This window comes from Mycolicibacterium arabiense (assembly GCF_010731815.2).
GTDB classification, from domain to species: Bacteria; Actinomycetota; Actinomycetes; order Mycobacteriales; family Mycobacteriaceae; genus Mycobacterium; species Mycobacterium arabiense.
In genome coordinates this window covers 650574-665952 of the sequence record NZ_AP022593.1, presented here as the reverse complement: position 1 = coordinate 665952, position 15379 = coordinate 650574, and the positions used below count along the sequence as shown (strand labels likewise).

16 protein-coding genes are annotated in these 15379 nt (G+C 68.3%); all 16 read left to right on the top strand.

The genetic code is table 11. The annotated features are described in order from the left end of the window. Positions 1-90 precede the first annotated feature (90 nt). Positions 91-1134: an ABC transporter substrate-binding protein gene (locus G6N61_RS04890; protein WP_235887413.1), complete on the top strand. Its 1044-nt coding sequence runs from the start codon at positions 91-93 to the stop codon at positions 1132-1134. Then, positions 1131-1991: an ABC transporter permease gene (locus G6N61_RS04885; RefSeq protein WP_163917514.1), complete on the top strand. Its 861-nt coding sequence runs from the start codon at positions 1131-1133 to the stop codon at positions 1989-1991. Before G6N61_RS04890 ends, G6N61_RS04885 begins: the two co-directional genes overlap by 4 nt. Then, entirely contained in the window at positions 1988-2785 is a 798-nt protein-coding gene (locus G6N61_RS04880) for an ABC transporter permease (protein WP_235887412.1), read from the top strand. The genes G6N61_RS04885 and G6N61_RS04880 overlap by 4 nt, the downstream gene beginning before the upstream one ends. A gap of 36 nt (positions 2786-2821) precedes the next feature. Then, complete coding sequence (locus tag G6N61_RS04875) at positions 2822-3565, top strand: ABC transporter ATP-binding protein (RefSeq protein WP_163917512.1); 744 nt, start codon at positions 2822-2824, stop codon at positions 3563-3565. Beyond that, positions 3562-4554: an amidohydrolase family protein gene (locus G6N61_RS04870; protein ID WP_163917511.1), complete on the top strand. Its 993-nt coding sequence runs from the start codon at positions 3562-3564 to the stop codon at positions 4552-4554. The genes G6N61_RS04875 and G6N61_RS04870 overlap by 4 nt, the downstream gene beginning before the upstream one ends. After that, complete coding sequence (locus tag G6N61_RS04865) at positions 4547-5758, top strand: FAD binding domain-containing protein (RefSeq protein ID WP_235887411.1); 1212 nt, start codon at positions 4547-4549, stop codon at positions 5756-5758. The genes G6N61_RS04870 and G6N61_RS04865 overlap by 8 nt, the downstream gene beginning before the upstream one ends. A gap of 10 nt (positions 5759-5768) precedes the next feature. Beyond that, positions 5769-6233, top strand: coding sequence for a cupin domain-containing protein (locus G6N61_RS04860; RefSeq protein ID WP_163917509.1), 465 nt, complete (start codon positions 5769-5771; stop codon positions 6231-6233). A gap of 68 nt (positions 6234-6301) precedes the next feature. After that, positions 6302-7792 carry an aldehyde dehydrogenase family protein gene (locus G6N61_RS04855; protein WP_163917508.1) on the top strand — a complete coding sequence of 497 codons (1491 nt, stop codon included), beginning with the start codon at positions 6302-6304 and terminating at the stop codon, positions 7790-7792. A 40-nt stretch (positions 7793-7832) separates the two neighbouring features. Beyond that, positions 7833-9236 carry an MFS transporter gene (locus G6N61_RS04850; RefSeq protein ID WP_163917507.1) on the top strand — a complete coding sequence of 468 codons (1404 nt, stop codon included), beginning with the start codon at positions 7833-7835 and terminating at the stop codon, positions 9234-9236. Positions 9237-9271: 35 nt separating this feature from the next. Further along, positions 9272-9664, top strand: a complete 393-nt coding sequence (locus G6N61_RS04845; RefSeq protein ID WP_163917506.1) for an ester cyclase — start codon at positions 9272-9274, stop codon at positions 9662-9664. A gap of 53 nt (positions 9665-9717) precedes the next feature. Then, entirely contained in the window at positions 9718-10836 is a 1119-nt protein-coding gene (locus G6N61_RS04840) for a hypothetical protein (protein ID WP_163917505.1), read from the top strand. 62 nt (positions 10837-10898) lie between these two features. Beyond that, on the top strand, positions 10899-11870 hold the full coding sequence (locus tag G6N61_RS04835; RefSeq protein WP_163917504.1) for a tripartite tricarboxylate transporter substrate binding protein: 972 nt from the start codon (positions 10899-10901) through the stop codon (positions 11868-11870). Positions 11871-11882: 12 nt separating this feature from the next. Beyond that, complete coding sequence (locus G6N61_RS04830) at positions 11883-12761, top strand: SDR family oxidoreductase (RefSeq protein WP_163917503.1); 879 nt, start codon at positions 11883-11885, stop codon at positions 12759-12761. After that, positions 12758-13546 (top strand): bestrophin-like domain, encoded by a 789-nt coding sequence (locus G6N61_RS04825; RefSeq protein ID WP_163917502.1) that lies wholly within the window; start codon positions 12758-12760, stop codon positions 13544-13546. Before G6N61_RS04830 ends, G6N61_RS04825 begins: the two co-directional genes overlap by 4 nt. Beyond that, positions 13543-14442, top strand: a complete 900-nt coding sequence (locus G6N61_RS04820) for a DMT family transporter (RefSeq protein WP_163917501.1) — start codon at positions 13543-13545, stop codon at positions 14440-14442. Before G6N61_RS04825 ends, G6N61_RS04820 begins: the two co-directional genes overlap by 4 nt. Next, complete coding sequence (locus G6N61_RS04815; protein WP_163917500.1) at positions 14439-15323, top strand: DUF8686 domain-containing protein; 885 nt, start codon at positions 14439-14441, stop codon at positions 15321-15323. The genes G6N61_RS04820 and G6N61_RS04815 overlap by 4 nt, the downstream gene beginning before the upstream one ends. The last annotated feature ends 56 nt before the right edge of the window (positions 15324-15379 follow it).

The window sequence follows — 15379 nt, the reverse complement described above, 5'->3', positions numbered from 1 at the left end:
GTGTGTCGCCAGACATTGTCGCGATTGGCCCCGCTGCCTCAGGCTGAATCTCGACGGTGACAGCCGTCACACGACATCGAGGAGGTTCCCGTGCGACGTAGCACTCGGGTGATGCGCAACGCGGTGGCCGTCGCGGCGGCGGCGATGATGACGTTGACGGCGGGATGTTCCGCCGGCCTCGGTGGGCCTGCGTCGTCCCGAGCGGCCCGCGACGGCGTCATCCGGTTCACGTTCGCTCCGGACCCCATCTGGGACTACATGAACGAGACGGGCATCGTCGACGAGTGGCAGCGCCAGTCGGGCTACGAGGTGGAGAGCAGCGCCACGTGGGACGAGTTCGGCCTGTTCGCCGGCGGCCACGCCGACATCATCTCCACCGCCTCGTTCGAGGTGCCTGGCCTCGAGGAGCAGACCCAGCGCGAGACGACGATCATCGGCCGCTACAACTCCGAGCGCAGCCGCATCATGGTGCGCGCCGACGACCCCGCCGTGACGCTGGCGGACATGAAGGGCAAGCGCCTCGGGGTGTTCACGACGGTCTCGGGAACCCTGGTGTGGAGCGCCCTGCTCAAGAAGATGCACGACGTGAACCTGGCCGACGACTACGAGATCGTGGTCGCCGACATCCAGAATCTCTCGAACCTGTTGGCGCGCGGCGAGATCGACGCCTGCATCTGCTATCCCGACCTGTCGGCCCGCGACCTCCGCGAGGGCACGGTCCGCCCGCTGTACGACGGGAAGTCCTCGGCGGAGGTGTTCGCCGAACTCGAGGCACCCGGCCACGACGGCCCGATGGGCAACGTCTTCGTCGCCCGCAAGGACTGGGTCGACGACCATCCCGGCGAGGTGTCGGCGTTCCTCGACCTGTGGACGCGCGGACTGGCCGAGTGGCAGGGGCACCGCGACGAAATGGTCGAGCGCTACCCACAGCACTTCGCCGTCGACACGCCCGAGGACATCGCGTTCATGAAGGACTACGTCGCCCAACACGACTGGGTGGTCGACGACGTGCGGTTCGACCAGAAGTGGGCCGACGACGAGAGTTCGATCTTCGACCTGATGCGAGAGACCGGCGTCATCGGTGACGACGAAGCCGATCCGAAGTTCCTGCCCGGAGAAGGAGTCGAGAAGTGACGCAGACCATCACGCCGCCGGACGCCGATCCGGCGCCGCGGGAACCGGCCCCGCCTGCGACGCGGCCGGCGACGACGGGACCGCGAAGGTGGCTGGTCTCCGGCATCGCCCTCGTCGCCGCGATCGCCGCCTGGGCCGCCGTGGCCGCCTGGATCGACGACCCGATCCTGCCGCGACCGCTCGGTGTCTTCGAGCGCGTCGTCGCGATCACGGTGTCGGGGGAGGCGTTCACCAACTTCGCCTCCAGCATCGGCAAGATTGCGGCAGGCTTCGCCATCGCCATGGTCTTCGGCCTGGTGATCGGGTTCCTCATGGGCTTCGGGCGGGCGAAGCAGGGGCGGGTGGACTGGGGCCGCTTCATGTCGTCGTACTTCTCGCTGCCGCTGTTCGTCCTAGGCAACATGCCGGGTCTGACGTACGCGGTCTTCGGCCTGCTGATCTTCGGCGTCGGTGCGGGCGGACCCATCGTGGTCTCGGCCCTGGTCGCGCTGCCCTTCATCGCGATGAACGTCGCCGAGGGAGTGCGGTCGGTGGACGGCAACCTGCTGGCGATGTGCCGGGCATTCGAACGCAACCGGCGCGACGTGCTGCGCCACCTCTACCTGCCGGCGCTGGTGACCTTCGTCTTCGCCGGTGTGCGTTACGGATTCGCGATGGCCTGGAAGGTCGAGGCCCTCACCGAGGTGTTCGGCGCCAGCGACGGCGTCGGCTTCATGATCCGCAAGGCCTACCAGGAATTCCAAGTCGACGACATGCTGGCGTGGACCACGCTCTTCATCGTCGCCATGATCCTCATCGAACGCGGACTCGCCTACCTCGAGAACCGCTTCTTCGCATGGCGGAAGGACATCTCGTGATCACCCAGGCACTCTCGTCCCCGGCGCCCGCCTGGCGTCGTCAGCTCCGCGGACAGTCGACGTCGCTGGCCGCCATCGGCGCCGCCCTGCTCACGATTCTCGGCGCATGGCAGCTCGCCGTCGTGATCGGCAACCGGATTCCGTCGCCCGCACAGACCGTCGACAGCCTGATCTCGGAGGCCGCCATCGGCGAGCTCTGGGGCAACCTCGCGATCAGCATGAACCGCTTCGCCCTCGGCCTGGCGCTCGCGCTGGTGGTCGGTGCCGCGATCGGCGTGTGGATGGGCCTGTCGAAGTGGGCCGACCTCGCCCTCTCCGACGTCAACGCCGCCGCCCTCGCCATCCCGGCGGTGATCTGGGCGCTGCTGACCACCATGTGGTTCGGGTTCGGCTGGCTCACCCCGGTCGTGACGGTGTTCCTGTCCGGGCTGCCGTTCGTGGTGGTCAACATCGCCAAGGCCACCCGGGCGGTACCCGCCGACCTGGTGCTGATGGCCCGGGCGTTCGGCGTACCACGGCGAAACGTACTGCGGCACATCGTCGCTCCCGCGGTCGCCGGCTCGACCGTCGCTGCCGTCCGGTTCGCGATCATGAGCGCCTGGAACGGTCTGCTGCTCGCCGAGTGGTTCGGCTCCACCTCCGGTGTCGGGTGGCGGTCGCGGTACTGGTACGACGCCAACCAGCTCGACGGGTTCTTCGCCTGGGTGCTGGTGTTCATCATCGTGCTCGTCATCGCGGACTTGCTGATCCTCGGCCCCATCGAACGCCGCGCCACCCGCTGGCGCACCGCCTGACCGCCCACCACACCTCCCATCCGAAAGCGAGACATCATGGCCTCCATCGAGATCCGCGACCTGGTCAAGGACTTCCACGACCGCAGCGGCAACCGCACCCGCGTCATCAACGGCATCGACCTCACCATCTCCGGCGAGACGTTCGTGTCGGTCGTCGGGCCGTCGGGCAGCGGTAAGACCACACTGCTCAACATCGTCTCCGGCATCGAGACGCACGGCTCCGGCACCGTTGACCTCGTCGGCAACGGCGGCAACGACGCCCGCGTCGGCTACGTGTTCCAGGACCCGCGGCTCCTGCCATGGCGCACCGTCATGGCCAATCTCGGCTTCGTACAACACGAACGCCCGGGCTGGGAGGAGCGCGCGCGGCACTACCTCGACCTCGTCGGACTGAGCCACTGCGCGGACCGCTTCCCTGCCCAACTGTCCGGCGGTCAACAGCAGCGGATCGGCATCGCCAGGGCGTTCGCCGTCGAACCCGACGTGCTGCTGATGGACGAGCCGTTCAGCCACCTCGACGCGATGACCTCGCGCACGCTGCGCGAGCATCTCGAGCGGATCTGGCTGGAGTCGCGGCGCACCGTGATGTTCGTGACCCACGACGTCACCGAGGCCGTGCAGCTGTCCGACCGCATCGTCGTGCTGGCTCCCGGCGGGACGGTGCACGAGATCATCGACGTCGACCTGCCCCGTCCCAGAAGGGCTTCCGATCCGGCGGTGGCCGTCCTGCAGGCCGAGATCCTGGCCCGGTTCGAGGCGCTCGAGGCGGCGGCGGCATGACCTCCACCATCCGCTCGGGACCCATCGACGTCCACGCCCACTGGCTCCCCGAGGACCTGTTCGGGCTGCCACCGGGGTCCCCGGTGCCCCCGCTCAACGGACGCGACGGCCAGCTGCACCTCGGGGACCTGCCGCTGTCGATCCAGACCGCGGCAATGAGCGACCCCGCCCGCGTGCTGGCCGACACCGACGCCGCCGGGCTCGGGGCGCGCGTGATCTCGGCGCCTCCGTTCGCCTTCCCGGTCGCCGACGCCCCCGGCGTCGACGACTACGTGGGTGCGTTCAACGACGAACTGGCCAAGGTGTGCCGCGACAGTGCCGGCAGGCTGCTCGGACTGGGGCTGGTGTCACTGCACGATCCCGATGCCGCCCGCAAGCAGATCGAGGCCATGGCGTCGACGGGCGTGGTGCGCGGCATCGCGGTTCCGCCGCTGCTGGGGCACACCTCGTTCGACGTGGCGCCGATGCGCGACGTGTTGGCGATCGCGGCGGAGAACGACGCGGCGGTGCTGGTGCACCCCATGCAGCTGCCGCGGCCGGAGTGGTCGTCGTACTACCTGACCAACCTCATCGGCAACCCCGTCGAAACGGCAACCGCCGCCGCATCACTGGTGCTCGGCGGCGTGCTCGAGGAGCTGCCATCGTTGCGCATCTGCATGCTGCACGGCGGGGGCTGCGCCCCTGCGCTGGTGGGCCGCTGGCAGCACGGCTGGTCGCAGCGCGCCGACGTGCGCAGTGCTCGAACCCGTTCGCCGCGGGAGGGTTTCGCCGGCCTCTGGTTCGACACCCTCACCCACGACGGCCCGGCGCTCGACCTGCTGCGCGCGCACGCCGATCCCGGACGCCTGATGTGCGGCAGCGACTATCCGTTCGACATGGGCATCGCGCTCCCGCTGGACCTACCGCACTCCGTCGGCATCGACGACGCCGCCCTCGAAGACAACGCCCGACGCTTCCTCGGGCTCGATGAAGGAGAGAACCGTGTCTGAACGTCTCGACACCCGCCACGACTGGAGTGGGCACCGCGCCCTGGTGATCGGTGGATCCATCGGCGGCCTGACGACGGCTCTGCTGCTGCGCAGGCTGGGGTTCGACGTATCCGTCTTCGAACGCACGCCGACCAACCTGGACGGTCGCGGCGGCGGCATCGTGCTGCAGCCCGACACGCTGCGCTGGTTCGTCGAGTGCAGTGACCAGCATCCCGAACAGGTCAGCACCTCGACGCACTACGTGCAGTACCTCGGGCCGGGCAACTCCGTCGTGCACCGTGAGAACGCGCCGTGGAGCTACACGTCGTGGGGCACCTTCTACCGGGCACTGCTCGCCGACTTCGGGACCGACGACTACCACCTCGGCGAGTACGCGGCAGGGTTCGACGAGGACGCCGACGGGGTCGAGGTGCGCTTCACCTCCGGCCGCCGCGAACGCGCCGATCTCGTCGTGTTCGCCGACGGCATCGGATCGCCCAGCAGGCGGCGCATCTCGCCGGACACCAAACTCGAGTACTCCGGGTACGTCGGGTGGCGCGGCACCGTGCCCGAGCGCGAGGTGTCCCCGGAGACGTTCGAGCTGCTGCACGACTCGATCACCTACAGCGTCGCGCCGCACACCCACATCAACGTCTATCCGATCCCGTCGACCGACGGTGGGCTCGCCGTGGGGGAGCGGCTGCTGAACTACGTTTGGTACCGCAACGTGCCGGAGGGGCACGAACTCGACGAGCTCATGACCGACAAGCGCGGCTTCCTGGCCGGCGTGTCGCTGCACCCGGGCGGGGTGCAGGACCGCTTCGTCGAGGAAATGCGTTCGGCAGCAACCGAACTGCTCGCGCCAGCGGCTGCCGAGGTGGTGCTGCGCACCGAGCAGCCCTACCTGCAGGCGGTGTACGACGCGGTGACCAACCGGATGGCGATGGGGCGCGTGGCTCTCGTCGGCGACGCCGCCAGCGCTGCCCGGCCGCACGCCGCGGCGGGTACCGCGAAGGCCGCGGCCAACGCATGGGCGCTCTACGACGCGCTGTCGGACAGCGGTGACATCGCCGAGGCGCTCGCCAAGTGGGAGCCCGGCCAACTCGAACTCGGGCAGCGGCTGATGCGCCGCGTCAAGGAGATGGGCGCCCGTTCCCAGTTCGACTGCACCTGGGTCCCCGGCGACCCGGACAACCGTTTCGGCCTCTACGGCCCCGGACACTAAGGAGATTCGCATGACCCAGAACACTTCCCCGTCGCTTCGCTCGCCCCAGCACGCAGAGTTCCTCACCGACGCACCGCTGGCCGGCACGCTCGTCGGCACCGACTTCGACGGCTGGACCGACGAGCTGCGCGCCGAGTTCGACGCGCATGCCCACGACGGGCACGTCGGCTCGCGGCTGCTCAGCCAGAACGAGCGGGTACGGGTGTGGGAGATCCGCCTCGCCCCCGGTGACCGCTTCCATGCCCACCGGCACGTGCTCGACTACTTCTGGACCGCGGTCATCGCCGGCACCAGCCGCCAGCACACGGCCGACGGCACCACCCGCGAGGTGTCCTACTCGGCGGGGGAGACGCGACACTTCACCTTCGCCGAAGGGGAATTCCTGCTGCACGACATCGAGAACGCCGGTGACAGCGAGTTGATCTTCACCACCGTGGAACACCTCGACTCGGCGAACCCACCGCTCGAACTCTAGCGGCGTACCCCGGTGTCCCCACGGACATCGCCCGGATCCCACCCACCCACTGACGAGACTCGGAGACCATGACTCACACGATCGCAGCGTCCGCAGGCCCCCTCGGAGCCGACAGCGGTGACACCCGCAACATCATCGACCCGAGCAGCGGTGCGGTCATCGCCACCGTGGCCGAACAGGACGCCGAGGGCGTCGACGCGGCCGTGGCGCGTGCCCGCGCGGCGTTCGAGAGCGGGCCATGGCCCGCGCTGGTCAGGAGCGCACGCGCCCGCCTGCTGCTGCGCGTCGCAGACGCCATCGAAGCGAATTCCGAGCGGCTGTACACGCTGGAGGCCCGCAACAACGGCCGTCCGATCACCGAGACGAGGGCCCAGCTGTCCCGGGTCCCGGAGTGGTTCCGTTACAACGCGGGTCTGCTCGCTGCGCAGCGCCTGGCCGTCCTCCCGGGCGACGGCCCGTATCTGACGTACCAGCAGCGACTTCCGCTCGGCGTGTGCGGCATCATCACCCCGTTCAACCATCCACTGCTGATCCTGGCGCGAAGCCTGTCCGCCGCACTGGCCAACGGCAACACCGTCGTGGTCAAGCCGTCGGAGATGACACCGCTGACGACACTCGCACTGGCCGAGATCCTGGCCGAGGCAGGCGTTCCCGACGGAGTCGTCAACGTCGTCACCGGCGGGCGGCCAGCGGGGGAGCGGCTCACCCGGCATCCCGACGTCGCCAAGATCACCCTCACCGGCGGCACCGAAGCCGGCCGCGCGGCGGCCATCGCCACCGCGTCCCGGTTCGCCCGCGTGACCGCCGAACTCGGCGGCAAGACACCCGTCGTGATGTTCGACGACGTGGATCCCGCCGTCGCGGCCGAGGGCGCCGCATTCGCCGCCTTCGTCGCAGCCGGTCAGTCCTGCGTCGCCGGCTCCCGTTTCCTGGTGCAGCGCAACGTCTACGACGAGTTCGTCATCGCACTGTCGGCACGCGCGCAAGCGATCCGGGTGGGTGATCCAAGCCTGCCGCAGACGCAGATGGGACCGTTGATCAGCGCACGGCAACGTGACAAGGTGCTCGACCTGATCGGCACGGGCACCGCCGAAGGCGCCCGACTGGCCGCCGGCGGCGGGATTCCCGAACTGCCCGAGGAACTTCGAGGCGGGTTCTTCCTGCAGCCGACCGTACTGGCCGACGCCAGCATGGCGATGACGGTCGCACGGGAGGAGATCTTCGGCCCCGTAGCCGTGGTCATCCCCTTCGACGCCGAGGCCGACGCCGTCGCGATGGCCAACGACAACGAGTACGGCCTCGGCGCAGGCGTATGGACCACCGACATCGCCCGCGCGCACCGGGTCGCCTCGAACATCGTCGCGGGCATGGTGTGGGTCAACGACCATCACCGGCTCGAACCGTCGCTGCCGTGGGGCGGCGTCAAGGAATCGGGCATCGGCAAGGACGCCGGAACCGAATCGTTCGACGACTTCTCGTGGATCAAGTCCATCGTCGTCAGGACCGCCGCCGACCACGTCGACTGGTACGGCGACGCCGACCAGCGCCGACTCAACTGACCACCCTCGCCCGGATCACCGCTGACTGATTGGACCCCGCATGCCCAAACCAGGAACCCATACGTCGGGAACTCGCACCCGGTGGCACCACGAGATCACCCGCACCCGGTGGCACCACGAGATCACCCGCACCCAGTGGCTGGTGCTGGCAGGAACCACGCTCGGCTGGGGGTTGGACGGCTTCGCCGGAAGCCTCTACGTGCTGGTCCTCGGGCCCACGATGACCGAGCTGCTGCCGAACAGCGGCGTCGATCCCACCGGTGCCTCGATCGGCTTCTACGGCGGGCTGACCGTGGCGCTGTTCCTGATCGGCTGGGCGACCGGTGGCATCCTGTTCGGCATCCTCGCCGACTACTTCGGGCGCACCAAGGTGTTGTCCATCGGCATCCTCACCTACGCGGTGTTCAGTGCGCTGGCGGCGTTCGCCGACACCTGGTGGCAGTTGGGCATCCTTCGCTTCATCGCGGGCATGGGATCGGGTGTCGAGGCACCCGTCGGAGCCGCACTCATCGCCGAGACGTGGCGCAACCGCTTCCGCGCCCGTGCCGGCGGGGTGATGATGGCCGGCTATGCCGCAGGGTTCTTCGCGGCGGCCGCCGCCTACGCGGCGTTCGGTAGCCACGGCTGGCGGCCCATGCTGCTGCTGGCAGGCCTGCCCGCACTCCTGGTGTGGTTCATCCGCCGCTACGTGCCGGAACCACCCGAGATCAACGCGCACATGCAGGCGCGCAAGGAACGAAAGGCCCGCGGCGAGAGCGCTTCCCACGACGGATTCGTGCTCAAGAGGTTGATCTCACCTCCGCTGCTGCGTCCGATGGTGGTGTGTACCGCACTCGCGACCGGAGCCCTGATCGCGTTCTGGAGCGTGTCGACGTGGTACCCGCAGATCATCCGTCAGATGACGGCCGCCGAGAACCTGCCGCAGGCGCTGGCCGACCACCGGGTGGCGACCGCGGCGATGTTGTTCAACGCCGGCGGCATCATCGGGTACGCCTCGTGGGGGTTCCTGGCCGACGCCATCGGACGGCGGCGAGCCTTCATGGTGAGCTTCGCAGTGTCGGCCGCGGCCATCGGCTGGGCCTTCCCCTTCCAGCGCGACTACGGCCAATTCCTCACGGCCATGCCCTTCTTGGGATTCGGACTGTTCGGAGCGTTGTCCGGCACGTTCATCTACGCACCCGAACTGTTCCCGCCCAGCGTCCGGGCCACCGCACTGGCGGTGTGCAACAGCGTCGGTCGCTACGTCACGGCGCTGGGTCCGCTCACGGCCGGCGTCATCGCGACCTCGTGGTTCGGCGGGGACCTCGGAATCGCCACCGCGTCGGTGGCAGCCCTCGGTCTCATCGCCGTCTGCGGACTGGTGTTCGCACCGGAGACCCGCGGTGCGGCGATGCCCGTCGACCCCGGTGCGGTGGGCGACCTCGCCGGCGATCGACCAAGATGAGCGGGGTAAGCGACGACACGTGAGGCGGCGACACCATGACCCTGCACGACGAGTATCGAGCGCTGTACCAGTCCTATCTCGAATACTGCAACGCGCACGACTTCGATTCGATGGCCTCGTTCTACGCGCCGGGCATCACCGTCAACGGGTCACCCATGGACCCCGGCGCCGTCACGGCGCAGTTCGAGCCGCTCATCTCCGCGTTCCCCGACTGGCACTGGGACGTCGCCCACCTGGTCACCGACGACGAGAACATCGTGGTGCACTTCTCAGTCACGGGCACCCACCGCGGCGCCTTCGCGGGCATCGAGGCGACCGGACGCCGCGTCGACGTCTCGGAGTTCACGCTGTACCACCTGGAGGACGGCAAGTTCGCCGCCGTCTGGGATCTGCTCGACATGGACTCGTTGATCAGACAGATCAGCTAGCCCGCGTCTAGGGTTCCTGCATCGACCGCCAAGCGAGCCCACGCCGCCGCCCCGTGCCCTTCGGAGACGGTGATCGCGATGCTGCGCAGGCCTGGTTCCTCGAGCGGGGCCTGCCCACGGCGCTGACGGCGCGCAACCGCTCCCGCCACCTGCTGCCCCGATCGGCGCCAGGGCTGGCCGGATACGCGACGATCGTCCTGGCACTGCTGGTGGTCTTCTTCGTCACCGGTTCCAGCGAGGTCTACATCGACGGCGCCCCGACCGCGGCCGAGACGGTCGTGCTGGTCGTGATCGTGCTCGTCGTCCCGCTGGCCCTGGTCACCGGGCGGATGGTCTCCCGCATCCAGAGCCGCCGCACGCAGTCCATCGTGTCCGTCGGCGCCGTAGCCGTGGCCGTAGGCGCCAGCGTGTTTCAGGGCGGGCTCGCCGAACTGCCGGCCACGATCGTCGCCGTTGCGGTCGTGGTCGTCGCCACCGCCACGGGCGTCGGCGCAGTACTCGGCTGGGCGCTGCGGTTGACCGTCACGCAGGTCTCGGCAATGGGTGCACTCCTCGTCAGCGCATTACCGGTGATGTTGCTGACCGTCGTGGTGTTCTTCAACGGCTACGTGTGGATCCTGGCCTCCACCATCAGCCAGGCACGCCTGTTCCTCGCGCTGTTCTTCCTGTTCGCGGTCACCGCAGCGTTCATCGTCTCGAGCAGTCGGTCCCGGGTCCGCCCGATGCTCGAGTCGGTCGGAATACCCGACGGCACCGAGCACGACCTGAGCGGAACGCCGTTCGCAGCCATGCCGGAACGTCCGTCCCCCGATCCGCTGACGCGCGCGGAGCGCGTCAACGTGGTGCTGGTGATGGCCACCACGCAAATCGCACACCTGGTCGTGGTCGCGATCTGCACGGCCTCGATCTTCTTCACCCTCGGTCTCATCGTGCTGAGTCCCGAGCTGCTGGCCAAGTGGAGCGGTGGTGGTCCCAGCGACGGGACCATCCTCGGCGTCACGCTGCCGGTGCCGCAGTCGCTGATCCACATGACGCTCATCCTGTGCGCGCTGACGTTCATGTACGTCAGCGCCCGCTCGGTCGGCGACGACGAGTACAAGCGAGACTTCCTGACCCCGCTCATCGAGGACCTGCACACCACGCTCGTCGCTCGCAACCGATACCGGGTGTGACGTTTCCAGGAGTCTTCCCAGAAGTGGGACACGAACGCCTTCGTGCGTGTAGTCATTCACCAGTGAACACAACCGTCATCGGCGCCGTGCTGGCCGCCTCGCTGATGCTCACCGGATGTCAGTCCTCAGAACCGGCGGCCGACGCGCCGAGCTATCCCACGGGACCCATCACGATGACGGCGGGCGCCAACCCGGGTAGCGGATTCGACATCACGATCCGCTCGGTCGTCGAGGCCCTCGAGCAGGAGGGCATCGTGAAAGTGCCGCTGCCCGTGCAGAACAAGCCGGGTGGCAGCGGAGCGGACTTCCTGGCCACCATGGTCGAGCAGTACGACGGCGCCGCCGACCAGATATCGGTCACGTCCCTGGCGATGATGATCAACGAATTGCGCGGCGCGTCGAAGTACGGCTACGACGACGTCACCATGATCGCCCGCCTGGTGACGGAGTACTTCGTCGTCGTCACCGCTCCCGGCACCCCCTACGCGAACCTCTCCGACGTCATGACCGCAATCGAGAAGGGTCCCGGACAGGTCGCCGTCGCTGCCGCGAACGACGATCAGGCGCCGTTCGACCTCTTGGTGACCGCGGCAGGCGGCGATGCCTCATCGGTGAACTACGTGCCGTTCGAAGGCGGAGGAGACCAGATCGCCGCGCTCCGCAACGGTGACGTCGACGTCGCGATCGGCGGAGTCAGTGAGTTCGTCGACCTGCTCGACGGGGGAGAACTCAAGGCACTGGGCGTGCTGTCGGAGGACCGCCTGCCGGGGCTCGCCGCTGCGACCGCACGAGAGCAGGGACTCGACGTCACGCTGTCCAACTGGCGGGGGCTCTACGGGCCCCCTGGCATGCCGGAGGTCGCCGTCGCCTACTGGCAGAAGGCACTCGGCGAGATGGTCGAGACGCCGGCCTGGGAGCAGATCGCGCAGCGGAACCACTTCACGACGACCTTCGCCACCGGCGACGAGTTCCAGACCTTCCTCGCCGACACCCAGGCGGACGTCAAGGCTGCGTTGGACGAACAGGGTCGGTGAGAGGTGCAGGCCGTGATCCCCAACATCCGCAAGACGCTGCGGCTGGCAGGAATGCGTCCCATGCCCCGATGGCCCGCCCGCACGTCGATTGACCTGCGAGGCAGGCGAATTCTGCTGACCGGTGCGTCGTCGGGCATCGGTGCGGTCGCCGCCGAACGACTCGCCGCCGAGGGGGCGACGGTGATCGCGGTCGCGCGCCGGGAGAGCCTCCTCGCCGAACTCGTCGGCCGCATCAGCGCCGCCGGCGGCAACGCGACCGCCTTACCCGCCGACCTCACCGACCTGGCACGGATCGACGAGCTGATGGAGGAGGTCGGGCCCGTCGACGTGCTCATCAACAACGCCGCCAGGTCCATCCGCAGACCCCTCATCGAATCGCTCGAACGATGGCACGACGTCGAGCGCGTCATGGCGCTCAACTACTTCGCCCCGCTGCGGCTCATCCGAGGCGTCGCGCCGGGCATGATCGAACGCGGCGACGGCCACATCGTCAACATCGCCACCTGGCGCGTCCTGCCGGAAGCCTCGCCGCTGTTCGCCGCCTACAACGCATCGAAGGCGGCACTCAGCGCCGTCAGCCGCGTCATCGACACCGAACTCGGCACGGCCGGCGTGCACTCCACCACGATCTACTACCCGTTGGTCGCGACGCCGATGATCGCACCGACCCGCGCCTACGACGGGGTGGCGGCACTCTCGCCCGACGAAGCGGCCGAATGGATGGTGACGGCGGTGCGCGACCGGCCGATCCGCATCGCACCGCGAAAGGCGCTGGCGCTGCGCGCCGTCGACGTCCTGGCGCCTCGCAGAGTCAACCGCATCTTCGAGGCCGAGACCGCCCGCATGAACTCCAGAACGTCCGCGGCCGAGACGACCGGGAGCCACCGATGAGCCGGTGGCTGGTCACCCAGATACCCTCCGGCGTCCTGCTCGCCGCGTTGATCATCGTGATCGCCGGGGGAACGGTCCTCGTCCAGAGATCGGTGCGTCGCCGATTCCCCACGCTCGCCGCGGGCGACCACAACGACGTCACCAAGTTCACCTACGGCTTCATCGGCTTCCTCTACGCCTTCTTCATCGGTTTCGTCGTCTCGTCGATGTGGGGCCAGGTCAGCACCGCCGACGCAAGCGCGCGCGCCGAGGGCGCGACAGGGGTTCAGATGGCCAGGAACCTCGCGGTGTTCCCCCAACCCGACGCCGACCGCATCCGAGAGGCACTGCTCGTCTACGAGCGCCAGGCGATCGACGAATGGTCCCGCGTCGACGACCTTCCATCCACGACCGCCGACGGCGCGCTCGCCGACGTGTACACGGCCTACCGCGACGTACGAGCCGAGACCGACCTGCAGAAGTCAGTCCTCGCAACGTCACTGGGGAACCTCGACGAGATCAGCAAGGCGCGCACCGTGAGACTTCTCACCGCGGACGAGGACAACGGACTCCCGTGGCCCATCTGGGCGGTGATCTTCCTGACGAGCGCGATGGTCCTGGGCACCGTGGTCATCTACGGCGTGGAGAAACCCGGGATGCACTATCCGATGGTGACGATCGTCAGCACCGTGGTGGCAACGAACCTCTTCCTCGTCCTCGAACTCGCCCATCCATTCGTCGGCACGATCTCGACGTCCGTCGACCCGCTGCGGGAAGTGGTGCGCGTCTTGTCCGGTATGCCGTGACCGGCGCCGTCACGGGTCACCGGCCCGAGAACCTGCCAGTCGCAGCGGGTCTCACGACCGCAGCGTTCTTCTGCGTCGCTCTGGTCGGTGCGCTGGCCAAGGTCTCGGGGCAGTACACGTCGACCGGCGTCCTGCTGCTGTTCCAGAACCTGATCTGCTTCCTCTTCATCGTGCCCGTCGTCCTGCGCAACGGCCCGTCGTCGCTGCGGACCTCCAAGATCGGGCTGCACGTGCTGCGCGCCGTCGCGGGTACCGCTTGCTGGTATGCACTGTTCTTCGCCATAGCCCGCATTCCGCTCGCGAACGCGACCCTGCTGACCTACAGCGCACCACTGTGGATGCCGCTCATCGCGTGGCTCGTCACGCGACAGCGGGTGTCGACGGCGACCTGGGCGGGCGCCGTCCTCGGCTTCGCCGGTGTGGTCCTGGTACTGCAGCCCCAGGGGCACAGCTTCGACGTCGGGGAACTGTCGGCCTTCGCCGGAGCGATTCTGCTTGCCGTGGCGATGATGTCGGTCCGCTGGCTGGGCGCGACCGAACCCATCACCCGTGTCCTGTTCTACTACTTCCTGCTGTCTACCGTCCTGTCGGTGCCGATCGCGGTGCTCGACTGGGAGCCGATCCCGTCGCAGGCCCTTGGCTGGTTGATCGGGCTCGGCTTCGCCCAGCTGGCGTCGCAGATACTCATCGTGCTGGCCTACCGCTACGCCTCGGCGGAGAAGGTCGGCCCGTTCATCTACAGCGTGATCGTGTTCACCGCAGTGCTCGACTGGATCGTATGGGGCCAAGTACCCTCGGCCACCACGTATCTCGGCATGGTCCTGGTGATCGGTGGCGGCCTGGTCGCCGTCCGGGCGAGGCGCGCGCCGACTGCCCCGGAGGAGGCACCACGATGACGGCCAACCCGACGATGCGCAACGGCCGGCGTTCGATCGCCAGGGGACTGGCCCTGTGCGTGGCCGTGATCCTGACGATCGCGCTGAGCCTTGGCGGCTATCTCGCGAGTCGCGAGGCCACCGAGGCGCCCTCGATCGTCTTCGGCGAGGACGAGACCACCGCCGACCGCGTCGACATCGCGGCATGGGTGACCCGGGTCGACGTCGAGAGTCAGACCGTCGCCATCACGCTGGCCGACGTGCGGCCTCAGGGCTCGCTGGCCCGACCCGACGGGACGTTCACCGACGGCGCGAGACTCGAGACCAACGCGGTGCGCAACGAACCCGTCGACGTGGCTGCGGGTGACTCGTTGCCGAACCTGGAGCAGTCCTTCGCCATGAACGGGGCCGTCACCGACTTCCCGTTCGATCGGTACACGTCGTACCTGTCCCTTCGCATGACGGGTGCCGACGGCACCGAAATCCCACTGTCGGTGACCATCTGGAGCACCGACGCGTTCTTCGTGATCTCTCCGGCCTACGACCCGGAACAAGACGACTGGCTCAACATCGACCTCGACGTGGAACGCAGCACGCCCACGCTGGTGTTCGGGGTCTTCATCATGGTGCTCATGCTCGGGCTCTCGTTCGCCGCCGCACTTGCCGCGTACTACGTGATCCGCCACCGCCAGGGCTTCCACCTCGGCGCCTACGGCTTGATGGCGGCCCTGCTCTTCGCAATGGTGCCGCTGCGCAGCGCGATACCGGGAAACCCGCCGATCGGCTCGGTGATCGACTTCATGGCCTTCTTCATCGCCGAGGCCATCATCTCCATCTCTCTGATCACCAGCGTGGTGGTCGGCTACCGGCATCAGATGCAGATCGACCGCACGGTTCGGTGACCGCGGACGCGCTCGTGCCCGAGTCGACTTCCACTGACGCCGATTACAACTGTGGG